The following is a 24,031-nucleotide window of genomic DNA, read 5'->3' on the forward strand; positions in this document are numbered from 1 at the left end:
TCGAGGGTGGTGATCGTCGTGGTCCCGTTGGGCGGAACGGTGACCGTCGTCACGTAGGAGAAGTAGCGCCAGTACGAATCATACTTCCAGATGTCCGCCCAGTAGTCCGAGGTGCCGGGCGGAGTGCCGGTGGTGACGGCAGTGATGTGCAGCCCGGGAGCCTCTGGAGGCGGCCGCGTCGTCGCGCAGACTGCCGGCGAGAACGCGGACTCGAGCGTAGTGCCCGCCACCGTCTTGACCGCGCGCACTTGATAGCAGTACTGCGTCGCGGCGGTGAGCCCGATGTCCGCCTTGGCCGTGGCGTCTGCGCCCGTCGATGCAGCCAGCGTGAAGGCGCCTTCCGGCCCGTCCTTGGAACGATGGATCTCGAAGCCGGTCTCGTTCGTCGAGTTGTCCTGCCAGACGACGTCGATCCGGCTATCCGACAATGGCGTCGCGGAGACGTTCGAAGGCGCTGCGGGCGCAGGAGGCGCGAGCGTCGTCGCGCAGGCGACCGCTGAGGAATCGGAGTAGGTGGTCCGGCCGGCACTCGTCCGAAACGCGCGCACCGCGTAACAGTATTGCCTCGAGGCGTTCAGTCCGAGATCGGCATACCGCGTGGCATTCGCCCCTGTCGTCGCGAGCGGTGCGAATGTTCCTTGCGGTCCCGCGGACGAGCGCCGCACCTCGAAGCCGCTCTCGTTCGACGAGGTGTCCTGCCAGGAAAGGTCGATTCGCGTCGCGGAAGATGCGACGGCGCTCGTGTTCGAAGGCGGGTTCACGCCGGCCGTGGCGGCGAACACCGGCTCGAGGGAAACGATCAACGAGACGATTGCTGCACTCGTGCGTGTGCTGCTCATGACCGTACCTCCTCGATCCACACTCCAGACCACGTTTGGGAATCGTACGTCTCGACACCCGTCGAGACCGGCCCACACGGGCCGACAGCGCGATGGCGCTACTGTGGCGCTACATGCGGCGCTACCACGGTGAATGGCCGCGTCTTCGGTACGCCTCCAGCCTACGAACGCGCTGTGAATCTGCTGCTCATGATGACCGCCTCCCCCGGGTCACTAGATCAGTTCTACGGCCAGCTCTGCAATGACGGTGCCGCGCTCGTTCGAGTGGATCATCTCCTAGGCGTCACGCCGCGTGAGTGTCACGATCTATCCCTGCTCGCGCCTCCCGAGCAGCTCCAACACGGAGAGCGTCAAGGCGGACACGCCGGCGCGGACTGGTATCGTGCAGGCCGAGGACGAAGTCGGGCTTCGGGAACCGGGTGAACAAACCGTCCTTCACCATCGCATTGGCGCCGCTCACCATCTCTTCGGCGGGCTGACCGATGAACACCAGCGTTCCATGCCAGCGGTCCTTCAGCCCCGACAGCAGCGTCGCGGCGCCAACCCACGACGCCATGTGGATGTCGTGTCCGCACGCGTGCATCACCGCGGTGACTTCGCCTCCTTCGCTCTTGGTCGTCACCTTGCTCGCATACGGAAGCCCGGTTGTCTCCTTGAGCGGCAAGGCGTCCATGTCGGTGCGCACGAGCACGGTGGGGCCATTGCCGTTGCGTAGGATGCCGACGATGCCGGTACCCCCGACATGCTCGGTGACTTCGAACCCGACCTCGCGCATGCGCGCTGCCAGCTTCGCGGCGGTCTTGTCCTCGTGTTTGGACAATTCAGGATTGCGGTGCAGGTCCTGGTACAGCGCATCGAGCGTTGGATAGACGCGATCGAGGCCCGCGAGCTCGGGCACAGACCTGGCCGGTTGGGCATGAACCGCGCTCGCAAAAGCGAGGAAGGCTGAGAGCACAAAGAGGCGGATCATTGCATTCCTCCTTTGCCGCAGGCAGGTGGCGGGTTGTGGCGCCAAGGGCTGCGAAGAGTCAACGACCGACCGCCACGTCAGTCGCCGACATGTGTGAACGCTCGGCACAGTGAGCGCGGATGCCACGCAGGGTGGGCCGTCCGCCCCTCTGGCGCGCTCCGCCGATGGACCCGTAATGTCGAGTCAGCCCCATATCCAGATGATCGAGTCATTGACAGCGCTGTTCGACCGCCATGGCCCCGCGCGATTCGCACTCGCCGCCGCCGTCGTTCTGGCGCTGGGTTGCACGAGTCGTCGCGTGGCAACTTCCGATTTCCCGGCGGTCACCTTCGCCACGATGCCCGACCAGACTGAAAGGCGTGGCCCTTCGGCTGCTGATGCCGTCGAAGTTGTCCTCGCCGCCGCGCGCGACACTCTCGGGGTCAGCAGCCCGCGGCTCGACGGGGATGCGGTGCCCACGGACTGCTCGGGATATCTCCACGCCCTGTACAAGCGCGCCGATGTCGATCTCTTCTCCGAAGGCCGGCCGGGCGACAACGGTGTGCGGGCCATCGTCCGCTGGGTCGAGCGTTACGGACGCGTGTACCGCGCCCAGCTCGCTGCGCCCGGCGACCTGGTCTTCTTCGACAATTCCTACGACCGCGACGGCGATGGTCGCCTGAACGACCGCCTCACGCACGCAGGACTCGTCGAGCAGGTGTTGCCGGATGGCACGCTGCTCATCGTGCACGCGACGAATCATGGCATCGTGCGCGAGCCGATGAATCTCTTTCGTCCGCACGAGGCGACCGGTGCCGGCGGCCGCGCGATCAATGCGCCGCTGCGGCGCAAGGCCACCGGTGATGGTCCAAACACGCCGCACCTGATGTCCGAGCTGTTCGCCGGTTTCGGGAGCGTCTTCCAGCGCGCGTCGCTGGCGGGGGGATCTCCGCCGGATCCGTAGTGTGCTATCAGGCGCACGTGATCATCCGCTGCCTGGCCTTGGTTCTCCTCGGAGTAATTGCTGCCGCACCGGTGGGTGCGACCGCGGTCGCATACGGGCCCGAGCTCGAAGGCTTCGATTACGCGTGGCCCGTCCAGCGCTTCGATCTGGAGTCGCAACGGCAGAAGCTGCACATGAGCTACCTCGACGTCCGACCACAACGCTCCAACGGACGGACGATCGTGCTGCTGCACGGAAAGAACTTCTGCGCCGGAACCTGGGAGACCACCATCCGCGCGCTGGGCGAGGCCGGCTGGCGCGTCGTCGCGCCCGACCAGATCGGTTTCTGCAAGTCGAGCAAGCCGGAGCGCTACCAATACAGCTTCCAGCAGCTGGCCGCGAACACGCGCGCGCTCCTGGAGCATCTCGGCGTCGGGCGGATCGCGTTGCTCGGACATTCCACGGGCGGAATGCTCGCCGTCCGGTACGCGCTGCTCCATCCGGAGCAAGTCGAGCAGCTCGTGCTCGTCAATCCCATCGGTCTGGAGGATTGGAAGGCCCTCGGCGTGCCTTGGCGCAGCGTCGACGAATGGTACGCGCGCGAGTTGAAGACGACTTCCGAGGGAATCCGCCAGTACGAGCAGTCGACCTACTACGCCGGGCAGTGGCGCCCGGAGTATGACCGCTGGGTGGAGATGCTCGCCGGCATGTATCGCGGCCCGGGGAAGGAAATCGTGGCCTGGAGCTCGGCGCTGCTCTACGACATGATCTTCACGCAGCCGGTGCTGTACGAGCTCGATCGGGTGCAGGCACCGACGCTGCTGATGATCGGGCAGAAGGACAACACCGCCATCGGCAAGGACGCCGCGCCGGCGGAGCTGAAGAAGAAGCTCGGCGACTATCCGCGGCTGGGGCGGGAGGCCGCGCGCCGCTTCCCGCACGCGAAGCTGGTGGAATTCCCCGAGCTGGGGCACGCGCCGCAGATCCAGGATCCGGCGCGATTCCACGAGGCGCTGTTGCAAGGACTGCGCTAGCTCCGTCCCGGTTCTCAAACCGGCTATGGTGCGCGGCCATGAAACCGTACGTCATCTGCCACATGTGCACCACCATCGACGGCCGCATCCTCAGCAATCGGTGGTCTCGGCTGCCACGCGGAAAGGACCCCGGAGAGCTGTTCGAGAGCACTGCAGACAGCTTCGGGATCGGCGCGTGGGTCGTCGGAACGACGACGATGCGCGAGTTCGCGGGCCGCAACGTCAAGCTCAAGAAGGCGCGACGGCGCGTCGAGCGGAGCGATTACATCGCCGACCGGCGGGCGCGGCGCTTCGCCATCGGCGCCGACGCCAAGGGCGTGCTCCGATTTCAGAAGCCGGACGTCGAGGGCGACCACGTGGTCCTGCTGGTCAGCTCTCGCGTAAGCGACGATTACCTCGCGCACCTCCAGGACGCCGGCGCCTCGTATCTGTTCTGCGGCAAGCGTGAGGTCGACGTGAAGGTGGCGCTCGACAAGATCCGCCGCGTCCTCGGGATCCGCCGGCTTATGCTCGAGGGTGGCGGGACGTTCAACGGCGAAATGCTCCACGCCGGACTGGTGGACGAGATCAGCCAGGTGGTGGTGCCGGTCGTCGACGGCGGCCGCGGAGTGACCACCATCTTCGACATTCCCGGCGACCCGCCGCCCAAGGCGGCCGCTGCCCTGCGGCTGAAGTCGCATCGAACACTGCCAGGCGGCGTGAGCTGGTTTCGCTACCGCGTCGCGCGCAGATCAGGCCGCTGAGCGACGCAGGCAGCAAGCGCTCTCTCCATTGTGTACGCTGCACGCACACACGCTGATCGAGCTTGAGCGGGCTTGTCCGCATGCACTAGGCTCGCTCGAGTGCTTATGCGTTGCAGCCCTCGATCGACGGCCGGGGTTGCCTGGGCCGCTTCAGAGCTCGCGTCGTCCGCGCATGCCGCGGTGGGCGACGACGCGCTCAAGGACGTCGACAACGCTGCTTGGGTCGCCGAGCTGGAACCATCGATCCAGCCTGTCTGGCTGCAGCGCATCCGCGCCATCCGCCTCGCCGACCGGCTTGCGGAGAACCAACAGCTCGATCCAACGTCTCGCCGCTTCGATCGCTTCGTCCCGTCCGTTTTTGACGGGGAGGGACCGGCGGTGCTCGCCGCTTGGACCAGGTATCTCGCTGCGCTCCGCACCTACCACCGTGCCGATCTCCGCCTGCCCACGGTTGCGGATCATCGGGCGATGCTCGATCGCCTCTCGGGCTCGATTTTCCAGCTCGTGCCTTTCCTCTTGCCCCAGCAATTCGAGGCCATCCGCGGACTCGGCGCACTCGACCAATTCTTCAACAACCTGCGCGACCTTGCCGAGGATGCAGCGCACGGGATCTGCTACTTCCCCGACGACGTGCTCGGCCGCGCTCGCCTGCGCCGTGAGGATGTGCTCGGCGACGGTTGGCGATCGACCCGGGGGTGGCCGAAACTGATGCGCTTCTGGCTCGATGAATACCTGCCGGAGCTGGAGCGCGGCGCCGCTGCTTTCGTTGCTTGCGAAGACCTCCACCCTTCCGTGGCACGGCTCCGCAGCGAATGTCGTGCGCGGTATCTTCGAATCCTGAACCACTTCCGCACGGTCGGCTTCGACTTCCGCCGCTTCGCCGAGGAGTACTGGAGCGAAGTACGCGAGCGCGCGGCCCGCTGAGGGTGGATCAGGGTCGGGGAAGCAGCCGCATTACGTTCGCGACGAGAGCATCGGGATCGAAAGGCTTGGCGATCCACCCGCTCGCACCCACTTCCGCGGCGCGCACTTGAGCGTCGTCGGCCGCGGTCACCACGACGATGGGGGCCGGCGAGGGCTGAGCACGGCGATACTCGTCGACAAACTCACGGCCACTCATCACCGGCATCTTCATGTCGAGCAGGATGAGATCGGGAGCCGCCCGCTCGACCGCCGCCAGCGCTTCGCGGCCGTTGCTCGCGATCTCGACGTGATGGCCATGTTCCTCGAGGAGCTCCGCCTCGAGCGCGGCGAGGTCCGGGTCGTCCTCCACTACCAATATCTTAAGGCACGCTGTCTCCACGGAACCGGTGACCTCTCAGGCTAGCGGAAGGGTGAAGGAGAAGATGCTGCCCTCGCCTTCCCGGCTTTCGAACCAGATGCGCCCGCCCTGGCGCTTGATCAGCTCTTTGGCCATGAAGAGTCCGACGCCCATTCCTCCGTAGTCATGTGGCGTATCGGTATGGGCGCGGTAGAAGAGGCGGAAGATCCCTCCCTGCCTCTTTGTGGGAATGCCGACGCCGTAATCGCGTACCGATGCCTGGGCTTCCCCGCGCCCGCGGTCAGCGCTCAGGACCACTTCGATCGTGCCGCCCGCGGGCGAGTACTTGAGCGCATTGCTCAGGAGGTTGCCGAGAGCCTGCCGGGTACGTGCGCTGTCGGCGCGGACCGTCAGCGGTGCGGGGTCCTCGCGCTGGATCACCACGCGGTGGAGCTCCGAGGCGCCCACGCCAGCCACCGTCGCGCGCACGAGCTCGTCGAGGTCCACCGGGACCGGCGAAAGGTGCAACGTGTCGAGGCGAGCCAGCGAGATATCGAGCAAGTCCTCGACGACGCCGTTGATGCGCTCCGCCCCGCGGTCGATGGCCTCCAGCATTCTTCGCGATCGGACGGGGAGCGTCTGGTCGGTGCGCATCAGCGTGCGGGCGTAGCCCTTGAGAATCGCCACCGGCGTCTTCAGCTCGTGCGCCGCCACGCGGATGAACTCGTCCTTGAGGCGATCGAACTCCGCCACCTCGGTCACGTCGCGCGCCACTGCCACCGCGCCTGCGATCGCGCCCGTCGCATCGCGGATGGGCGCCGCGCTGGAGCGCAGGAAGACCGGCCGATGGCTGCCGGGGTTCTCGAGGACGCCGTCCTCCTCGACGATCACCTCGCCGGCGAGGGCGCGCAGGAGCGGCAGCTCCGCAGGGGAGAATGGGCGACCGTCGGGATGAACCGGCGCAAGCCCGCCGCCCGCCGCTTCCATGGGTGCGCGCGAAACGGCACCCGCGGACGAGAGCTCGAGCAGCCGCAATCCGGCAGCATTCATGTGCGTGACGGCGCCGGTCTTGTCGCAGGCGAACACGCCCTCGATCATGTTGTCGAGCACCGCGTCCAGCTCGGCGGCGCGGCGCGCGGCGACCGCGAGGGCCTGCTCGCGATCCGCGCCGTAGCGGCGGATGCGCTCCGCCGATGCCTGGAGCCGATCGATCATCTCGTTCACGCCCTGGGCGAGCTCACCGAGCTCATCCCGGTGGAAGATCGGGATGCGCCCGAGCCTTTCGACGTCGCCGCGTGCGACGATCTGGTTGACGACCGCGCGGATGCGTCTGAGCGGGCGGGCGATGGATCCGGCGAGGAAGGCAGCGCAGACTGGCGCCCATGACAGCGCGATCAGCGCAAAGAGCAGCAGGGTGAGGAGCTCTCCTTCGCGGTCGCGCACAGGCTGCCGTGAGATCACCAGAGCTACCGCTGGAGGTCCGGTGCCGCTCGGTATCGGGCGATACGCGAGAGCGCTCTGGGCGCTGGGATCCAGGACCGAGTCGGCGGGAGCCCGCGAGAGAGCGCGCGCGAGACGCCCCCGCAGCCCCGGCGCGGCCGCGAGGTCACGCTTGGCATCGTTGTTGACGACGATGGCACCATCGGTGGTGGCGACCGCGACGAGATCAAGCGGCGTCGACAGAGACCGCGCAGCCGTTTCCCAGAGGGCGCGCTCTGGCGACCGCTCGAGCTCGCGCGCCAGCCCGTCGGCGAGCAGCCCGGCACGCGCCGCCAGATCGCGCTGGGCCGTCCAGACCTGGGACATGTACGCGTGCACGCCCATCCAGGAAGTCGGCGCGGTGATGAGCGAGAGTGACAGCACGACGAGCCGCGCGCGCACCGAAAGGCGCCGCCCCGGGATCGGCAGACCGCGCTCGCGCAAGGAGAGCGAGATACGCCCTGCGATCGGGCCGAGAAGCCAGCTGAGTATGGCGTAGGACAGCGGAAGCGCGGCGGCGAAGCAGGACAGCCCGAACAGCACCGTCGCCTCGCCCGCGCGCGCACTCAGCGGGATCTGGTCGGCGAACCAGCGCTGCAGCGAGGCCGTCACGGGCAGGTAGAACAAGAGCCACGAGGTCGCCCAAACGATCGGGAACAGGAGCGGGGTATCGTAGGCCGCGCGGGCGGCGCTGCGAGTGACATCGGCGGGCTGCGACGATGGGTCGCTGAGCCAACGCTCGATCGGGCGCAGCAGCCACGCCAGGTAGCCGACGAGCGCAGTCGTCCTAACGACATAGAGCACGACGACGATGGCGAGCACCGGCGCACGATCCTCGCCCCGCTCGACGGCAAACAGGTGCAGATAAGCCACGGGAATCGCCACGGCGAAGATGAGCTCAACGCCAAACGCGATCGCGGCTACCCGCGCTGTGAGAGATCGAGCCACGCACCTTCCTCTAGCGGCCGCTTGCCTGCCGCCAATCCGGGCTAACTCGACTCCACTAAAGGCTACTCATCCCGAAGGGGCTGCGAGCAGCATCGTGCGTCTGCCCGCTCGCTCCGACGCCTCGTAGCCTCCATTGATCTAGCCTGCACGCGGAGGTGCGATGTGTTCGAGGGCTTCGAAAGGTTGAGCGTCGAGACGACTGGGGCCGTGATCAACCTCGTCCGCGCCGGCAACGGCCCCCCGCTTTTGCTCCTGCACGGCTACCCGCAGACCCTCGCGATGTGGCACCTCGTCGCACCGCGGCTCGCCGAGCACTTCACCGTGGTGGCCGCCGACCTCCGGGGATACGGCGCGAGCAGCAAACCCGAGGGCGGCGCGGACCACGCCGGCTACTCGAAGCGCGCCATGGCGCAGGACCAGGTCGAGATGATGCAGCGCCTGGGTTTCGATCAATTCTTCCTCGCCGGCCACGACCGCGGCGGCCGCGTCGGCCATCGCATGGCGCTCGACCATCCAGAGCGCGTGAAAAAGCTGGCGGTCCTCGACATCGTGCCGACGAGGACCATGTTCGCGCAGGTCAACCAGTATCTCGCGACCGTGTACTACCACTGGTTCTTCCTCATCCAGCCCTTCGACCTGCCCGAGCGGATGATCGGCGCGGATCCGGAGTTCTTCCTGCGCAACTTCTTCTCGCGCCTCGGCGCGGGCGCGCTCGCACCCGATGCGGTCGCCGAGTACGTGCGGGCCTTCCGCGATCCGGCGGTGATTCACGCGAGCTGCGAGGATTATCGCGCAGCGGCGAGCATCGATCTGGAGCACGACTCGGCTGACTTGGCGGCGAAGGTGGGGTGCCCGATGCTGGCGCTTTGGGGCGCGAAGGGCCGCATCGCGCAAATGTTCGACGTCTTGACCACCTGGCGCGAGCGCGCGACCGACCTCCGCGGCCGCGCGCTACCGTGCGGGCATTACGTGCCGGAAGAGGCTCCGGAGGAGACCCTGCACGAGCTCCTTGCATTTTTCCGCAGTTGAACGCCGATGGCTCTCGTCGTCAGAACCCGATGCCGCTGTGCAGGACGAAATCGAACGTGACATGGCCCTCCGCCGCCCCTCCACTGCCGTGGTAGACGATCGGTAACGCGGCTTCGATGAACCACATGCCGAATCCGAGATTCGCGAGCCCCTTATTGATGAGCGGCACCAATCCCGCGGCCGACGGACTGGCCCCGATGGGGAACACCAGACGAAGTCCGGCCGCCGCGGGACCGAAGTTGTAGACGATGCCAGGAGCGACGTTGAATTCCGTCGTGCCCGCCGGGTGGAGCTTCAGGACCACTTGCGTCTCGAAATCGACGACCACGTTCTCGCTCGTGTGGACGCTGATGCCAATCGGGATCACCAGCGGGAACCTGTCAGAAATCGTCTCTGTGGTCTTGCCGCTGACGGGATCCGCACTGGTCGATACGGTGGCAAACGAGGTCGCGACTCCGATGTGTCCGCCCACCTGTCTCACCTGCGCGGAAACGTACGATGGGGCCAGGGCGAGACCGAGAAAAACCAGTAAACAACGCTGGACTGGCATGGGTACTCCCCTCCGCAGTCCGCTAGCGACTGCTCATTAGATTCTCACCGCATGTTCCATTCCTGTTTTCCCGAGGAGGTAGACTCGATAATCCGTTCCGGTCATCTCTCGCCTTTCTATACACCCGTGCTGACGCGAAAGAAGCGGTCCCGAGCCCGAACGACGAAAACTGCGGTTTGTGAATTCCTACCGGCCAGCACCGCAGCGAGGAACAGTGGAGGCCGCTCGGGATTTGGATCGATCGGAGGAAGCGCATCCCGGGTTTCGGGCTGGCTTCTTGATGAGGTCCTTCAACTCTACCAGTGCGAAGTCCGCGAAACTGCCAGACACGAATTCAGCGAGCGGCGAGGCGGACGAGTAGCCGGTTGGCCGGACGAGCGCACGCCGTTGCAGCCGCCGGGAGTGCAGCCCAGCTTTCTGGGCGAGGGCTTCTCCCGTGTGGATCGTCCGGCTCGCTCTGCGCAGGCCCTATACGGTGGCCACGCTCTGCCTGGTCATCGCGGTGCTGGGCGGTCTCTCGCTCTCTCGTCTCAAGGTCGACGTGCTTCCCGCCATCGACATCCCCGTCGTGGCGGTGGTCTGGAACTACCCCGGCCTCATCGCCGAGGAGATGGAAAAACGGGTCATCACGCTCACCGAGCGGGCTTTCTCGACCACGGTGGGCGACATCGAGCGTCTCGAGTCGCAGAGCATCAACGGAATCGGCATCGTCAAGGTTTACTTCCAGCAGGGCACCGACATCGGCGGCGCCCTGGCGCAGATTTCCTCGGTGTGCAACGCGATCCTGCGTGGCATGCCGCCGGGCATGACCGCTCCCGCCATCGTGAGCTTCAACGCCAGCAACGTGCCGGTCGCCCAGCTTACGCTTTCCGGGAACGGAGCAAGCGAGCAGCAGCTATTCGACTATGGCCTCAATTTCCTCCGCCTGCGCCTGTTCACCATTCCGGGGCTCGCGACGCCCGCGCCCTACGGCGGCCGCCAGCGCCAGATCGTCGTTGACATCGATCCCGCAAAGCTCGCGGCGCACGGCCTTTCGCCGCAGGACGTGGTGGACTCACTGGCAAAGAGCAATGTCATCCTTCCTGCCGGAAGCGCGCGCATCGGCTCGCGCGAATGGGACGTGCAGCTGAACGCCAGCCCGAAGCAGATTGCCGAGTTCGACGAGCTGCCCTTGCGCACGGTCAATGGCCGGACGCTGCTGATGCGCGACATCGGCCACGTCCACGACGGCTACGCCACCCAGACCAACGTGGTCCGGGTCGACGGACGCCGCGCCACCTATCTCAACATCCTGAAGAAGGCGGACGCCTCCACGCTGGCAGTCGTCGAGACCACCCGCGACATGCTCCCGCAGCTCCAGAAGTCGGCGCCGGAAGGCGTGGAGCTGAAGCTGGAGTTCGATCAGTCCGAGTTCGTCCGCGCCGCGGTGAACGAGGTGCTTCGCGAAGGGGTGCTGGCAGCGGGCCTGGTCGCGCTGATGATCCTCTTCTTCCTCGGCAGCTGGCGCTCGACCTTGATCGTCTGCAGTTCGATCCCCATCGCCATCCTCACCAGCATCGTCGCGCTCTTCCTCTGCGGACAGACGTTGAACCTCATGACGCTGGGCGGTCTGGCACTCGCCATCGGCATGCTGGTGGACGACGCCACGGTCGAGGTGGAGAACATCCATCGCAACCGCGCACTGGGAGGCAAGAACCTGACCCAGGCCATCCTCGACGGCGCCAGGCAGGTGGCGGTGCCTGCGCTCGCCGCCACCCTCACCATCTGCGTGGTGTTCTTTCCGGTGGTGCTGCTCACCGGCGCCTCGAAGTACCTGTTCACGCCGCTGGCGGTGGCGGTCGTGTTCGCCATGCTCGCCTCGTATCTGCTTTCGCGGACGCTGGTGCCCACACTGGCGCGCATGCTGATGGAGAAGGAGAACCTGCACGAGCACGGCCGCTCGCTGGCGCATCGCTTCAACGAATGGCGCGACCGGCACTTCGCGCGGCTGCGCGATCGGTACTCCTCGGGCCTCGAGGCAGTGCTGGAGCGCCGCGGACTCGTGACGCTTGCTGCGGCGTTGCTGCTGGTCACCGCCGTGGGCCTCTGCTTCGCGGTGGGCGTGGACTTTTTTCCCACGGTGGATACCGGGATGATGCGCCTGCACTACCGCGCGCCGCAGGGTACCCGACTGGAGTCGACCGAGCTGCAGTTGGACGAGGTGGAGAAGGTCATCCGCGAGGTGGTCCCCAAGAGCGAACTGGAGACGATCACCGACAACATCGGCGTGCCGATCTCATACAATCTCGCTTTCGTCCCTACCGACAACGCCGCCGGCAACGACGCGGAGATTCGCGTCCAGTTGAAGAAGGGACACCGCCCCACGCGGAGCTACATCGACCGGCTGCGCAGGGAGCTGCCTGCCAGGTTCCCGGGCTCCGCCTTCTACTTCCTGCCTGCGGACCTCGTCTCGCAGGTGCTCAACTTCGGCATTTCCGCGCCGCTCGACGTGGAGGTGATCTCTCGCAACCCCGAAGCGCAGCGGGACGCGGTGCAGAAGGTGTTCGCGGCGGTATCCCGGGTACCCGGCACCGCCGACGTGCATGTGGTGCAGCAACTCGATCATCCGTCGCTCCTCGTGAAGGTCGATCGCCAGCAGGCGGCGGCCCTGGGGATCTCGCAGCGCGACGTGGCGAACAGCCTGCTCACCTCGCTCTCCTCTAGCCAGCTCACTTCGCCCAGCTTCTGGGTCGATCCCAAGACGGGCGTGAACTACAACGTCATCGTCCAGACGCCGCTCACCCTGATTCGCAGCGTCGACGACCTGATCGGCACGCCCATTACCCCGCAAGGCGCGCCGCCGGCGCAAACGCCGCCCCTGTTGGGTCAGTTCGCCGGGATCTCGACGTTGCAGGACAAGGCCTCCATCGGCCACGACACGGTCCAGCCGGTGGTGGAGATCCAGGCCAACGTCTCCGGCCGCGATCTGGCTGGCACCGCCTCGGATGTGCAGAAGGCCATCGATCGGGTGAAGGTTCCCGAGGGCGTAAGCCTCCAGTTGCGAGGACAGAGCGAAAACATGACCAGCGCCTTCCGCGGCATGGGACTCGGCATGCTACTCGCGCTGGCGCTCGTCTATCTCTTGCTGGTGGTCCTCTTCCAGTCGTGGCTCGATCCGCTGATCATCGCGGTGGCCGTACCGGGCGCCCTGCTCGGCGCGCTCTGGATGCTGGCGATCACCGGGACCACCCTCAACGTCGAGTCGATGATGGGTGCCATCATGGCGATCGGGATCGCCACCTCCAACAGCATCCTGCTGGTCAGCTTCGCCAACGACCGCCGCGCGGAGGATCCCGGCCTTTCACCCGCAGGCGCCATGCTGGAGGCGGGGCGGATCCGGCTGCGGCCGGTGCTGATGACCGCGTTGGCGATGATCCTCGGCATGCTGCCGATGGCGCTCGGTCTGGGCGAGGGCGGCGAGCAGAACGCGCCGCTCGGACGCGCGGTGATCGGCGGCCTGGTGATGGCGACGTTCGTCACGCTGTTCATGGTGCCGGTGACATACGCAGCTTTGCGCCGAGCCCCGCCGCGCAAGCACCAGCTCGAGGAACAGTTCCGCCGCGAAGAATCGGAAGGCCGTGAACCGGAGCCTGCCCATGCCTGACAGGCTCGGTGGACCGGGGTTGCCGCCGCCGGCGCTGGAGCAGCTCGCGAACGCGCAGCGCGAGGAGGAGAGGCGCCGGCACGAGAAGCCGCCGAAGCGCGCGCGCCACCGCAAGCGAGCGCTGTTTATCGTGCTCGCGGTGCTGGTGGTGCTCGCCGGAGCCGGTACCGGCTTCATCTACTGGCGCAAGCACCGCGCCATCCAGGTGGAAGCTTCGCGCCTGGAGAAGGAGCAGGACGCGGGACGCAAGATCCTCGTCGCCAAGGTGGTGGTGCCGAAGCCCGAGCGCACCCTGACCCTGCCGGGGGACGTCCGCGCCTTCACCGCCGTCGGCATTCTTCCCAAGGTAAACGGCTACGTGCGGCAGGTGCGCGTCGACAAAGGCGATCGCGTAAAGGCGGGCCAGCTCCTGGCCCTGATCGATTCGCCGGAGACCGATCAACAGGTTGCCGCCGCGAAGGCGGCGTTGCGCTTGCGACGGATCACGGCAGGACGCGCGCGCAGGTTGGCTCCTTCCGGCGTGATCTCGCGCCAGGACCTCGACAACGCGATCGAAGGAGAGCGCTCGGCGGCGGCGGATTACCGCCGCACCCGCGAGCTGCAGAAGTACGAGAACGTTCGCGCGCCGTTCGACGGCATCCTCACCGCGCGCCTCGTCGATCCGGGCGCACTCGTCTCTGCCACCACGCCGCTCTTCGAGTTGGCCGATCCCAGCCGGCTGCGGGTCTGGGTCTACGTCTCGCAAGACGCGGCGCCGTTCGTGCGCGTGGGCGACGCAGTGGAGTTGACCCAGGACGAGCGCCCCGGCGTGGTAGTGCGCGCGCAAGTCAGCCGTCTGGCCGACGCCCTCGATCCCCGCACTCGAACCATGCTCGCCGAGATCTGGCTCGACAACGCCAATGGCGGAGTAGTGGCGGGAGTGTTCGTCCATGCGACCCTGCACGTGCGCATTCCACCGCTTCCGGTGGTTCCCTCCAACGCCATCCTCTCGCGCGGCGACGAGACGCTCGTGGCCGTGGTCCAGAATCAGGACAAGCTGCACCTGGTGCCGGTGACGACCGGTCTCGATGACGGCAAGACGGTGCAAGTGCGCCAAGGGTTGCGCGGCGGGGAGACGGTGGCGCTGGACGTGCCCTCCGAGCTGTCGGAGGGCGCCAGGATCCAGCCCCTGACGCCGAAGCAGCAGAAGGCCGGCGCTCCGCAGGCGCGATCGGGGGATGGCCCCAGGCGCGGGTCCGCCGAGCAGAAAGATGAGAAAGACGGCGAGGCAGGGCCGTCGCCGAATCGCTAGCGGTCGGCGGGTTCGATCGCGGTACCGGGTGCTGGCGATCGCGGCCAGGGTTCACCGCGAGCTCGACGGGCGCGCCCGGGGGAGGGCTGCCGCGATCGCCGATCGCAGCCGCTCGTCCCCCGGGAGCTTACGGCATTACGTCCTCGTCCGGAGCCACCCGTAGCGCATGTTGCTGCGCTGTGCGCCCGTCTCCAGGTACCTGGCCTTGATCTTCGACAAGTTGTCGTTCTCGGCGGTGAGGTTCGGCTTGCCGTTGTCGAACTCGAGCAGGTCCTTCAGCTGCTTGGGCACCATCGATGCGTAGTTCGTGGGAACGGCCCCGTACGACCCGACGTTGCTGTCCAAGCCATAGAGCCGCGCCAGGTTCAGGCCGAGGATCTTCCGCTTGGCTGTCTCGGTGATGGCCGGGTAACCCCACTTCGCGCGAATCTTGTCGGGGATCTGGAAACGCCAGAACGCCTCCAGCTGCCATTGCGGCGTTCCGTACCAGAGCGAGTCCGATCCGAAGACGATCTGATTCTCACCCTTGAACATGAGGAGCTGGCCGATGATGTGGGCCCAGAGCGTCGGGAACGTGATGATGGAGCTTGCGAAGGTGGTCCCCAGCTCGGCATAGGAGTTCGTGAACCTGCCGGTGAGGTCTGCGAACTCGGTCGTCCAGGAGATGTCGGGCACGCGCTGGCCCTGCACGACCCTGGTCGAGCCGCGATCTCCCCTCTCCGCCGCCACCACTTCCTGCCAGGCGAAGTAGTCGAAGAAGGTGTCCTTGATGCAGGAGTGGTAGGTGATGAAGTTCAGGTCGGGGAAGTCATGGCAGGCCGCAGGCAGGTCCGCGGGATGCCCGAACTCGGGGATGTCGGCCATGCCGTGTGCCAGGCCCTTGTGCACGCAGATGTTGTTGAACCCCGGGATCTGGCCCTTGAGCTTCCGGTAGTACTTCGAGATCAGCTCGAACGTCGGGTAGGCAACGTCCTGGTCATCGTGCCGCCACAGCTTCATGACCGCGTTCGATGACGTGTCGAGTGGAGCCGTGTTCGGCGCTGTGGAAGTGGAGAGCGCCGACCTCCCCGGCTGGGCCGCGTGGGTGATGCAGTACCCCTTCCACGCGTCGGGCCGGTGGTTCTCGGTCTGGTACTGGATGTACTCCAGATTGGCCCTGCCTACGTAGAGGAGTCCGTGGGCCATCGCCCGGCGCGACCCGGCGATGTCGTTGATGAAGTTGCGCGCGTTCGCCGTCTGCGCGGCGGTGAGGATCTCCGCCAGGCGGGCCTCATCGACGTTGGTGACCGGAAGGTTGGTGCCCGGTTGCGCGGCCACGAACGTCGTGACGTTGCTGATCAGCCCTACTGTGACCTGGCTGTCGAGGAAGATGCTCTTGATGAAGCGCAGGAAGTGGAACGCATCTCCCGCGCCTTTTGCGTCCAGGTTCTGGACTCCCGAGTAGGGCGCAGTGAACGCATTGACCTCGTTCACGTACTTGTTCGGATTCGCCAGGTACTCGGCGGCCAGCGCCTTGTTCCAGGGGTAATACGGTTCCTTGTTCGCCTCGTCGAGGAAGCCATCCGGGTTGAACGGGTTCGTGGGGAACCCGAACGCGTCGGAGTAGAAGTTCCCCTCATGCTTGGTCTGGCCGCCCTGGGCAATCGCCCTCAGCGACGGCGCGCCCAGCGTGGTCCGGGTGTTCCCGCGCACGAAGTGGAGCTGGTCGTCGACGACGAAGACATCCGAGGGGAGCCCGTTTGCGGCCGCGGCGGCAGGCTCGAACAGCTCGGCCTTGTCGACGGCGAAGAACTTTCCGTAGACGTCGTTCATGGCAATGAGCGAGGCGGCCATCCCGCCCGAGCTCGCCAGGAACTCGCGGCGGCTGACGCCCAGCTTCTTCGCGGCGCCGTCGGCGAGCTCCTTGATCCGGGCTTCGACCTGCTGCTGCTTCTCGGTCTGCGGTTTCGGCAGGTACTCGCCGTTCGACACGTTCTGGGTCGGGATTGGGGAACAGAATTCCTCGGACTCGACATCATACGCGCGGGAGCACTTGGCCAGCTCCTCCGGCGACATCCACGTGGAATCGGACACGGCTCATCCTCCTCAAGCTTCGAAACGAACTGGGATAAGTGACTGAAGACGACCATCGCGGCGGAGAGAGGATTTCTCCGCCTCACTCACCTCCTTTTTCCAGACTCGAGTTGGCACCGCGCCCGCGCGCCGACGGATGTCGGCACGCTCCCCGAGCGCGGTAGGCAGACAAGTAACCCTGCCGGAAGAGCAGACACTCAGTGTATTGCAAGTGAGCCCCCCGTACTTCGCTGCGCGGCATAGCGGAAGGCGTGTCCGGGGGTCAACCCGGCGAAAGTCGTAGGGTTTTTTTACGCCGTCTTCGGAAAAGGCGCCAGGAACTCGCCTCGATGAAGAGATCAGGCCTGCGGAGGAGCGATGGGACCGCTTCCGCTCCAGGTAGCGGCGTACAATTTTCCGTCGCTGCCGCGCGCGAACACGTCGAGCTGGAACTTTCCCCACGCACAGGCGATGGAGGCGGCAGTAAACGGGATCAGCGCCCCCTCCGGCGTGGCCGGGCAGCCGACGGATTCGAATCCCGTCCAATCTTTACCGTCCCACCACTTGTGCAGCAGATCTCCGCGCTGCCCGCGGGCGAACACGTCGAGGCGCGTCGAGCCGCCGCCGGCGCAAACCGGGGGGCCGGAAAGCGGCACGGGCACCTTCACGGCGGGATAGAGCTGGTCGGGCTCGGCGGCGAGCCCGAGCGAAGCGAAGGGCGTCCATTTCGTGCCGTCCCACCACTTCACCAGCAGATCGCCGCGCGCGCCCCGCGTCGCGATCGCGATCGATCGAATGCCGCACGCGGTGGCGGAGATGGGCGGGAGCACGGGGGAGTCGGGACCGCCGTTCAAGACGACGCCCCCGAGCGATTCGAACTCGGCGAACTCCTTTCCGTCCCACGGGCTGTGCAAGAGGACGCCGGACGCGCCCAGCGCGAAGACGTCCATCGTCCCCGGCAAGAGGCTGCACGCGACGGGCGCGCTCGTCAGGCCCATCGGCACGCCGACGGAGCCGAACCACGCGGCGGGCGACCCGATCGACTCGAACCCGCCCCACTCCGTGCCTCTGAGCGTGCCGTGGACCAATTCACCTTCGGGCCCGCGCGCGACGAGTTGGATCTCCCCAGGAGCCGTCGCGCAGGCGCCGATCGGCCAGTCGACGGGGACGGTGGTGCTGCCGTCGCGAGCGAGCGGCACGCCGAGGGAGGTGGGCGGCTGGAACTCGCCGCGCTCGCCTCCGATCACGAGCAGCTCGCCTGCCGGGCCGCGGCAGAAGACCGTCACGCGCCGCTCGCCGCTGGCAGCGGCGACGGGCGACGAGACGTTCTCCGCGATTGCGGACCAGCGCAGGGGATTCGCCATTGGCGCGATGATACGCCAGCTCGAGGCTTGCAACCCATCGCCGACGACGTCTCGAGTGCCGGCCCGAAAGGAACGATCATGCGTGCTGCCGGCAAAGACGGAGCCGAACGGTGAAGCCTATGCGGAGACCGTGTTGTTGCGGCTGATCACCGAGCGCGGGCGCCCGTCGGTGAAAATCGGCGCGTCGGAACAGGCTGCGGGAATCAGCCTCACCGGCCCTTCGAACACGAAACAGACATGGGTGATCCTGGAGGCAAAAGGCACGGCTACCTCACTGAGATTGAAAAACGAGGACGGCCGAGAACAGATCGTCGCGCCGTAGCGCCTCGCGCTCGTGTTCTGTCGTGACTCAGCGCACGACGTTGCTCCCCTGCGCGGCGTCGATATAGCGCTGAACGTCGGCGGGCTGGAGCAGCCGGTCCGTGGCGAGGCTCGCGGCCACTTCTACCATCGCGGAGGCTGTTCCGGAAACGCGGCGGTTTGGTTTACCGTGCAAATATGCGTACGGCTATCCTCTTCGCGCTGCTCGCCATAGCTTGCGCGCGCGAGCTCCGATCCACGAATCCCGAGCTGTGGTTGGAACTCGAAAGCGAGCACTTCACGCTGCGCACCGATCTGCCCGAGGAAGACGCACGGCGGGCCATCGCGGACCTCGAGTTGATCCGCAACGCGCTGCTCGCGGCCGGGTGGCACGGAAAGGTGGCGTCGCCTGCGCACATCGGCGTGGTGGCGGTCGCGAGCGAACGCGAGGTGCACGAAATCCTCGTCGACAAGCTGGAAGGCGTCGCTGGCCCCCGCCGAAGCTCTGCCCGACCGTGTCGACGCTCGCATCCCGGCGGCTTTTCGCGCGCGGATCGCCGGGATCTCCGCCACGTGCGGAAAGGGCGACGTCATCGGCACCGCTGTGCGGGCGGTGGAAGCGGAACCCCTGCTCAAGATCTGTCGTCAACCTTTGTACGTGCCATCCTCCTCCGCAAAGGCGATCTCGGTGGAGTTCACCATTCGCGAGGACGGTACGGTCGCGGCGGTCGCCATCAAAGGGGCGCTAGACAACGAGGAGTCCGGGATGCTGCGGCAGTTCGTCGAAAGCTGCAGCTTCGAGCCGGTGATCGTCGACGGCAAACCGCGGCGGGCACAGCTCAACCTGACGCTCGACGCGTTCCTGCACTAGCCTCGAGTCGGCCCGCTTGCTGGCACGGCCGTGCAAGCCGGTCACGCTCTTCATCCACGGCGCCAGCGCGGTCGCCAGCTAACCGGCGCGTGAGAGACTGAGCGCGGTGTTGATCAGGGACACGTGCGAGAAGGCCTGCGGGAAGTTCCCCAGGAACCGCTGCCCGACCGGATCGTACTCCTCCGAGAGCAGCCCGACATCGTTGGCCAGCCCGCAGAGCCGATCGAAGAGCGAGCGCGCCTCCTCGATGCGTCCCTGCAGGACGTAGTTGTCCGCCAGCCAGAAGGAGCAGGGGAGGAAGACGCCCTCACCGGGGGGAAGCCCGTCCACGCCGGAGCGCGTCCGGTACCGCATGACGAATCCATCGCGGAGCAACTCGCGCTCGATGGCTCGGACGGTACCGACCATGCGCGGGTCGTCAGCCGGAAGAAAGCCGACCAACGGCAGCGCCAGCAGCGACGCGTCCAGCTCCTTCGAGCCGTAGTACTGCACGAACGAGCCCAGCTCCGGGTCGTAGCCCCGGCGGGTGACGGAATCGTGGATCTGTTGCCGCGCCGCGCGCCAGCGTTCGACGGGCCCCTCGAGCCCGAACTCCTCGACGCCCTTCACCGCGCGGTCGAACGCCACCCACGCCATCACTTTGGAGTGCGTGAACTGCTGGCGCGGGCCGCGCACCTCCCAGATGCCCTCATCGGGCTCTTCCCAGATGGTCTCCAGATGGTCCATCAGCGCGCGCTGCAGCGCCCAGCCCGCCTCGTATCCACCCAGGCCGACGCGTCGCGAAAGGTGCAGCGCGTCCATCAATTCGCCGAACACGTCGAGCTGGAGCTGGAGGGAGGCCGCGTTGCCGATGCGCACGGGACGCGAGCCCTCGTATCCGGGCAGCCAGTCCAGCTCCAGCTCGGGCAATCGCCGCTCCCCGCCGAGGCCGTACATGATCTGGAGCTGCGGCGGCGAGCCGGCTACGGCGCGCAGGAGCCAGTCGCGCCAGGCGCGCGCCTCGTCCTGGTACCCGGCGGTCATCAGCGCGTAGAGCGTGAACGCCGCGTCGCGCAGCCAGCAGTAGCGATAGTCCCAATTGCGCTCGCCGCCCAATTTCTCCGGAAGCGAAGTGGTCGCCGCCGCCGCGATGCCGCCGGTTGGCTCGTAGGTGAGCGCCTTGAGCGTCATCAGGGAGCGCTGGACCATCTCGCGATATGGTCCTGTGAGCCCGCAGCGTTGCGACCATTTGCGCCAGCCCGCCTCGGTCTCCTTCAGCGCTGGCCCGGGCTCGACAGGAGCCGGCGCCGGCAGGTGTGAGGGCCACCAGGTCAGCACGAACGGCACCTGCTCCCCTTCTCCCACGCTGAACTCCGCCACCGTCTTGAGGTCCTCGCCGCGCGTCTCTACTGGCGTGTGCAGCCGAAGGCAATCGGGGCCGGCGATCGCCGAGATGCCGCCATCGATGCGCTGAACCCACGGGACGATCGAGCCGTACCCGAAGCGCATGACCAACTCCATCCGCATCGGCACCCGGCCACGATTTCCCACCACGATGCGAAGCACGTCCGTGCCCTCGCCGTAGATGGGCATCAGGTCGAGGACGGTGACGATGCCCTCCTCGGTCTCGAACTCGGTCTCGAGGATGAGCGTGCCGTCGCGGTAGCGGCGGCGCACCCGCTTCACTCCTCCGGCCGGCGCCAGCAGCCAGCGACCGTTGTCCGGCGTCCCCAGGAGCGCGGCGAAGGACGCATCCGAGTCGAAGCGCGGGAGACAGAGCCAATCGATCGACCCGTCCTTGGCGACGAGCGCGAGGCTGCGGAGGTCAGCGATGATGGCGTAGTCCTCAATGCGGGAGGGCACCCCACCAACCTAAGCGGCCGTCTGGCCGCGCGCACGTGACCTCTGGCCGAGGAGCAGCTTTCGGGCGGCTGTGCAGATGGCGCGCGACGGCACCGATGAGCAGCTTCGCGGCATGATCCGGAAGCTCAAGTCGGGCCAGTTCCGCGCCGTGCAGTTCTTCAAGCTGCACTGAGACAGCCGTGGCGACTGCTCACATCCGCTGCTGACGGACGCCTGCGCCGTGACCCTCGCGACGCACGCGCGTCCCATCGTGATCGCTCCCGTGGGGCAGATCGAGCGGAGGCTCGTCGCTTCGGCTGCGGAAGATTCTCGGGCAATTCTCGGCCGGGACGTGGTGGTCGGTGACGGAGTTCCCTTGCCGTCGCACGCCTTCTCGCGGCAGCGAGACCAATGGCGGGCGGCCGTCATCCTGGACGCGCTCGCGGATGCCAAGCGCGCCGACTGGCTCCGCCTGCTGGGCATTACAGACGTGGACCTCTACGCGCCCGACCTGAACTTCGTGTTCGGCGAGGCCGACGAGCGAAGGGGCGTGGCGGTGTTCTCGACCGCGCGCCTGCGCCTGGCCGCGGAAAGGACCGACCGGCTGCGGCGACGCGCCGCCACCGAGGCGATCCACGAGCTCGGCCACACTTTCGGGCTCAGGCACTGCTCCCGACCGAGCTGCGTGATGTGGTTCTCCAACACGCTGGCGGAGACGGATAGAAAGGACATGAGGCCCTGCGCGGAGCACGCGCGCGAGTTGGCGCGCGCGCTCGACGCCAGCGGGTAGGCGTCAGTTGCGAGCGCCCGTCGGGCTGGGTAGCAGGATTCGGATCGAGATCACGTCGGCGCCGACGCTGCATCTGATTCGGAGAGCAGCCTCATCACCGCTTCGCGCGTGGGCAATCCCGCCTGCGCTCCCAGCACGGTGGTCTTCAGCGCCGCCGCGGCGTTGGCGAAGCGAGCCGCGGCTGGAAGGTCGTCTCCCCGCGCAATCGAAGCTGCCAAGGCGCCAGCGAACGCGTCGCCGGCGCCCGTCGAATCGACCGCCTTGACGGGAATCTGGTCGAGCCAAAGCTCCCCGTCCGCGGAGAGGAGCAGGTTCCCACCGGGTGCGCCGATGATCGCCGCCCCCGCGCCTCGGCGGAGGAGGTTCTCCGCGGCCTTCCTCGCGGAGGCCCGGTCGGTGACCTTGATGCCCGTGAGCACCTCGGCCTCGGCGGCATTTGGACGGATGACGTGGACGTCCTGGAGGACCTCTTCCGCCAGCTGCCGGGCCGGAGCGGGATCGAGGACCACGCGCGCTCCTGCCGCACGGGCGAGCCGGATGGCGGCCTCGACAGCCTCGAGCGGCACCTCGAGCTGGAGGAGGACGACGCGGGCGTTCGCGATGAGCTCGCCGGCATGCGCGACGTCGCGGACAGCGAGTCGACGATTGGCGCCCGGCGCGGTGAGGATCTGCTTCTCGCCGTCGGCGTCCACCATGACCAAGGCGACTCCGGTCGGAGCGGTGGGGTCGCGCGAGACCTCTCGGGTATCGACGCCCTCGGACTTCAGCTTCGAGATGATGGCGGTCCCTCGCTCATCCGGGCCAACGCGAGCCACGAGCGCCACCTTGGCGCCGAGGCGCGCCACGGCGACGGCTTGGTTTGCCCCTTTGCCGCCAGGCGCCTCCTGGTACTCGTCGCCTTCGATCGTCGACCCCGGTTTCGGCAGTGAGGGGCCCCTCACCAGGTAGTCGGTGTTCGCGCCGCCGACGATGACGACATCTACGGCCATCAGGCGCGATCCCTGAGCTCCTTCACGCCGGAGGCCTGAGCGCAGTGCGCGCAGCAATAGATGCGCCCGTCCTTCTCCGCGCCGTGGCCGATGACGCGGCACTTGCAGTGGGCGCACGTCGGCGCGAGGGCCTGGATGGCGCACTCGAAGCTGTCGAACGTGTGCGAGGCACCTCGCATCGTGACCTGGAACGCCTTGTCGTACTCGTTTCCGCACACTTCACAGCGAGCGGCGGGCATCGTGGACCTCCCTGCGAGTGGAAGCGAGGCGCCCTAGTGCGGACGGGCCTCGCGGTCGGTGATCTGCCTCATCGTCTCCGACGCGCGCGACCCTTCCTCGACCTGGGCGATGTCCGACAGGCTGATCACGCCGCACAGGCATCCGTTCTCGTCGGTGACGATCATGCGCGACTTCTGGCGCTCTCCCATGAGCTGCTCCGCTTCCGTGACGTCGTCGTCGGGACGGCAAGCGACGACTTCCGGGGTCATGACGTCGGCGGCGGCCGTGGTCGGCGGCCGACCCTCGGCGACGATGCGGATGGCGATGTCACGGTCGGTGATCGCTCCCAGCACTTTTTTGCTCGAATCGCAGACCGGCAGGAACCCGATGTTCGCATCGCGCATGCGCCGGGCGGCCTCCTGGACCGGTTGCGTCGGGGCAATGCACTCTACGTCGCGCTTCATGATTTCTTCGCAGCGCATTGGATCCTCCTTGCGCGGGGAAAGCCTCGAGACGCGGTGTGCCCCTGGACGGCGATGGATTCAATACCCGCGGGTACGCAGTCGTTGCGCCAACCTCACGCCAGCGCACCTGCGGGTGAGACTTGCCGGTGCACCCGGGATGCATGGGGCAGGAAGCGCCATGCCTAGCGAAGAGACGCGCCGCCTGCTGAAGCTGTTCGGGATTGCGGTCACGGACCTCGAAGTCGCCGTCGCCAAGGGAGCGGCCAAGGATGGGCTCGCGAGCGCGCTGGCGGAGGTCGACAAGCGACTTCGCGAGGTCCAGGAGCTGATCGAGCGGCTGCGGGCGCGGGCTCGATAGCGGAGGCTTCGCCACGCTGACATTGACAGAAGTCGCAACGGCGCCGTGTAGTTCGCGCATGGTGGTCGCCGTAATCGCGGTCTTGATTGCGACG

22 protein-coding genes and 1 pseudogene (1 of these 23 running past the window's edge) are annotated in these 24,031 nt (G+C 67.0%); 11 read left to right on the plus strand and 12 right to left on the minus strand.

Annotation, left to right across the window (positions count from 1 at the left end):
* Nucleotides 1–839: pseudogene (locus E6J58_01490) on the minus strand (fibronectin type III domain-containing protein); it reaches 115 nt to the left of the window's first position.
* Between the two features lie 283 nt (nucleotides 840–1,122).
* Nucleotides 1,123–1,809 carry an amidohydrolase gene (locus tag E6J58_01495; protein TMB42624.1) on the minus strand — a complete coding sequence of 229 codons (687 nt, stop codon included), beginning with the start codon at nucleotides 1,807–1,809 and terminating at the stop codon, nucleotides 1,123–1,125.
* A 175-nt stretch (nucleotides 1,810–1,984) separates the two neighbouring features.
* Between E6J58_01495 and E6J58_01500 the strand changes: the two genes are divergently transcribed.
* From E6J58_01500 to E6J58_01515, 4 genes are all read left to right on the plus strand, one after another.
* Nucleotides 1,985–2,752, plus strand: coding sequence for an NlpC/P60 family protein (locus E6J58_01500; protein ID TMB42625.1), 768 nt, complete (start codon nucleotides 1,985–1,987; stop codon nucleotides 2,750–2,752).
* A 173-nt stretch (nucleotides 2,753–2,925) separates the two neighbouring features.
* Nucleotides 2,926–3,765: an alpha/beta hydrolase gene (locus tag E6J58_01505; GenBank protein TMB42644.1), complete on the plus strand. Its 840-nt coding sequence runs from the start codon at nucleotides 2,926–2,928 to the stop codon at nucleotides 3,763–3,765.
* 38 nt (nucleotides 3,766–3,803) lie between these two features.
* On the plus strand, nucleotides 3,804–4,508 hold the full coding sequence (locus tag E6J58_01510) for a RibD family protein (protein TMB42626.1): 705 nt from the start codon (nucleotides 3,804–3,806) through the stop codon (nucleotides 4,506–4,508).
* A 99-nt stretch (nucleotides 4,509–4,607) separates the two neighbouring features.
* A complete protein-coding gene (locus tag E6J58_01515; GenBank protein TMB42627.1) occupies nucleotides 4,608–5,432 on the plus strand; it encodes a hypothetical protein in 825 nt (274 codons plus the stop codon).
* Between the two features lie 7 nt (nucleotides 5,433–5,439).
* Here the strand turns inward: E6J58_01515 and E6J58_01520 are convergent, their stop codons facing one another.
* Together E6J58_01520 and E6J58_01525 are read right to left on the minus strand one after the other, a co-directional pair.
* Nucleotides 5,440–5,790 (minus strand): response regulator, encoded by a 351-nt coding sequence (locus tag E6J58_01520; GenBank protein TMB42645.1) that lies wholly within the window; start codon nucleotides 5,788–5,790, stop codon nucleotides 5,440–5,442.
* A gap of 36 nt (nucleotides 5,791–5,826) precedes the next feature.
* The gene (locus tag E6J58_01525; GenBank protein ID TMB42628.1) at nucleotides 5,827–8,196 is read right to left on the minus strand and encodes a cell wall metabolism sensor histidine kinase WalK; all 2,370 of its coding nucleotides are present in this window, start codon (nucleotides 8,194–8,196) and stop codon (nucleotides 5,827–5,829) included.
* 162 nt (nucleotides 8,197–8,358) lie between these two features.
* Between E6J58_01525 and E6J58_01530 the strand changes: the two genes are divergently transcribed.
* Entirely contained in the window at nucleotides 8,359–9,225 is an 867-nt protein-coding gene (locus E6J58_01530) for an alpha/beta hydrolase (protein ID TMB42629.1), read from the plus strand.
* Nucleotides 9,226–9,244: 19 nt separating this feature from the next.
* Here the strand turns inward: E6J58_01530 and E6J58_01535 are convergent, their stop codons facing one another.
* Entirely contained in the window at nucleotides 9,245–9,706 is a 462-nt protein-coding gene (locus tag E6J58_01535; GenBank protein TMB42630.1) for a hypothetical protein, read from the minus strand.
* 505 nt (nucleotides 9,707–10,211) lie between these two features.
* Between E6J58_01535 and E6J58_01540 the strand changes: the two genes are divergently transcribed.
* Together E6J58_01540 and E6J58_01545 are read left to right on the plus strand one after the other, a co-directional pair.
* Entirely contained in the window at nucleotides 10,212–13,418 is a 3,207-nt protein-coding gene (locus E6J58_01540) for an efflux RND transporter permease subunit (GenBank protein TMB42631.1), read from the plus strand.
* Nucleotides 13,411–14,709, plus strand: coding sequence for an efflux RND transporter periplasmic adaptor subunit (locus E6J58_01545; protein TMB42632.1), 1,299 nt, complete (start codon nucleotides 13,411–13,413; stop codon nucleotides 14,707–14,709). The genes E6J58_01540 and E6J58_01545 overlap by 8 nt, the downstream gene beginning before the upstream one ends.
* A gap of 135 nt (nucleotides 14,710–14,844) precedes the next feature.
* Here E6J58_01545 and E6J58_01550 read toward each other — a convergent pair whose 3' ends face one another.
* Both E6J58_01550 and E6J58_01555 read right to left on the minus strand, forming a co-directional pair.
* Entirely contained in the window at nucleotides 14,845–16,782 is a 1,938-nt protein-coding gene (locus E6J58_01550; protein ID TMB42633.1) for a hypothetical protein, read from the minus strand.
* 338 nt (nucleotides 16,783–17,120) lie between these two features.
* A complete protein-coding gene (locus E6J58_01555) occupies nucleotides 17,121–18,125 on the minus strand; it encodes a hypothetical protein (protein ID TMB42634.1) in 1,005 nt (334 codons plus the stop codon).
* An 82-nt stretch (nucleotides 18,126–18,207) separates the two neighbouring features.
* Here E6J58_01555 and E6J58_01560 point away from each other — a divergent pair, with 82 nt between their 5' ends.
* Entirely contained in the window at nucleotides 18,208–18,447 is a 240-nt protein-coding gene (locus E6J58_01560; protein TMB42635.1) for a hypothetical protein, read from the plus strand.
* A gap of 122 nt (nucleotides 18,448–18,569) precedes the next feature.
* Here E6J58_01560 and E6J58_01565 read toward each other — a convergent pair whose 3' ends face one another.
* The gene (locus E6J58_01565) at nucleotides 18,570–18,998 is read right to left on the minus strand and encodes a hypothetical protein (GenBank protein TMB42636.1); all 429 of its coding nucleotides are present in this window, start codon (nucleotides 18,996–18,998) and stop codon (nucleotides 18,570–18,572) included.
* A 115-nt stretch (nucleotides 18,999–19,113) separates the two neighbouring features.
* Between E6J58_01565 and E6J58_01570 the strand changes: the two genes are divergently transcribed.
* Nucleotides 19,114–19,296, plus strand: a complete 183-nt coding sequence (locus E6J58_01570; GenBank protein TMB42637.1) for a hypothetical protein — start codon at nucleotides 19,114–19,116, stop codon at nucleotides 19,294–19,296.
* Nucleotides 19,297–19,374: 78 nt separating this feature from the next.
* Here E6J58_01570 and E6J58_01575 read toward each other — a convergent pair whose 3' ends face one another.
* Complete coding sequence (locus tag E6J58_01575; protein TMB42638.1) at nucleotides 19,375–21,138, minus strand: glycoside hydrolase family 15 protein; 1,764 nt, start codon at nucleotides 21,136–21,138, stop codon at nucleotides 19,375–19,377.
* A gap of 199 nt (nucleotides 21,139–21,337) precedes the next feature.
* On the opposite strand from E6J58_01575, the gene E6J58_01580 reads away from it, so the two are divergent.
* Nucleotides 21,338–21,907, plus strand: coding sequence for an archaemetzincin family Zn-dependent metalloprotease (locus tag E6J58_01580; GenBank protein TMB42639.1), 570 nt, complete (start codon nucleotides 21,338–21,340; stop codon nucleotides 21,905–21,907).
* Nucleotides 21,908–21,957: 50 nt separating this feature from the next.
* On the opposite strand, the gene rbsK is transcribed toward E6J58_01580, so the two are convergent.
* From rbsK to E6J58_01595, 3 genes are read right to left on the minus strand one after another with little or no spacing between them, the layout of a single operon-like run.
* Nucleotides 21,958–22,896 carry a ribokinase gene (rbsK, locus tag E6J58_01585; GenBank protein ID TMB42640.1) on the minus strand — a complete coding sequence of 313 codons (939 nt, stop codon included), beginning with the start codon at nucleotides 22,894–22,896 and terminating at the stop codon, nucleotides 21,958–21,960.
* Complete coding sequence (locus E6J58_01590; GenBank protein TMB42641.1) at nucleotides 22,896–23,135, minus strand: hypothetical protein; 240 nt, start codon at nucleotides 23,133–23,135, stop codon at nucleotides 22,896–22,898. Before E6J58_01590 ends, rbsK begins: the two co-directional genes overlap by 1 nt.
* A 33-nt stretch (nucleotides 23,136–23,168) precedes the next feature.
* Complete coding sequence (locus E6J58_01595) at nucleotides 23,169–23,597, minus strand: CBS domain-containing protein (protein ID TMB42642.1); 429 nt, start codon at nucleotides 23,595–23,597, stop codon at nucleotides 23,169–23,171.
* Nucleotides 23,598–23,757: 160 nt separating this feature from the next.
* On the opposite strand from E6J58_01595, the gene E6J58_01600 reads away from it, so the two are divergent.
* On the plus strand, nucleotides 23,758–23,937 hold the full coding sequence (locus E6J58_01600; GenBank protein TMB42643.1) for a hypothetical protein: 180 nt from the start codon (nucleotides 23,758–23,760) through the stop codon (nucleotides 23,935–23,937).
* Nucleotides 23,938–24,031: the final 94 nt, after the last annotated feature.

Source organism: Deltaproteobacteria bacterium (assembly GCA_005879535.1).
Taxonomy (GTDB): domain Bacteria; phylum Myxococcota; class Myxococcia; order Myxococcales; family 40CM-4-68-19; genus 40CM-4-68-19.

Bases quoted from the DNA above. Each gene is read 5' to 3' on its own strand.
- E6J58_01495 (TMB42624.1), bottom strand. From the start codon at position 1,809: ATGATCCGCCTCTTTGTGCTCTCAGCCTTCCTCGCTTTTGCGAGCGCG.
- E6J58_01500 (TMB42625.1), top strand. From the start codon at position 1,985: ATGTCGAGTCAGCCCCATATCCAGATGATCGAGTCATTGACAGCGCTG.
- E6J58_01505 (TMB42644.1), top strand. From the start codon at position 2,926: ATGAGCTACCTCGACGTCCGACCACAACGCTCCAACGGACGGACGATC.
- E6J58_01510 (TMB42626.1), top strand. From the start codon at position 3,804: ATGAAACCGTACGTCATCTGCCACATGTGCACCACCATCGACGGCCGC.
- E6J58_01545 (TMB42632.1), top strand. From the start codon at position 13,411: ATGCCTGACAGGCTCGGTGGACCGGGGTTGCCGCCGCCGGCGCTGGAG.
- E6J58_01555 (TMB42634.1), bottom strand. From the start codon at position 18,125: ATGGCGAATCCCCTGCGCTGGTCCGCAATCGCGGAGAACGTCTCGTCG.
- rbsK (TMB42640.1), bottom strand. From the start codon at position 22,896: ATGGCCGTAGATGTCGTCATCGTCGGCGGCGCGAACACCGACTACCTG.
- E6J58_01590 (TMB42641.1), bottom strand. From the start codon at position 23,135: ATGCCCGCCGCTCGCTGTGAAGTGTGCGGAAACGAGTACGACAAGGCG.
- E6J58_01595 (TMB42642.1), bottom strand. From the start codon at position 23,597: ATGCGCTGCGAAGAAATCATGAAGCGCGACGTAGAGTGCATTGCCCCG.
- E6J58_01600 (TMB42643.1), top strand. From the start codon at position 23,758: ATGCCTAGCGAAGAGACGCGCCGCCTGCTGAAGCTGTTCGGGATTGCG.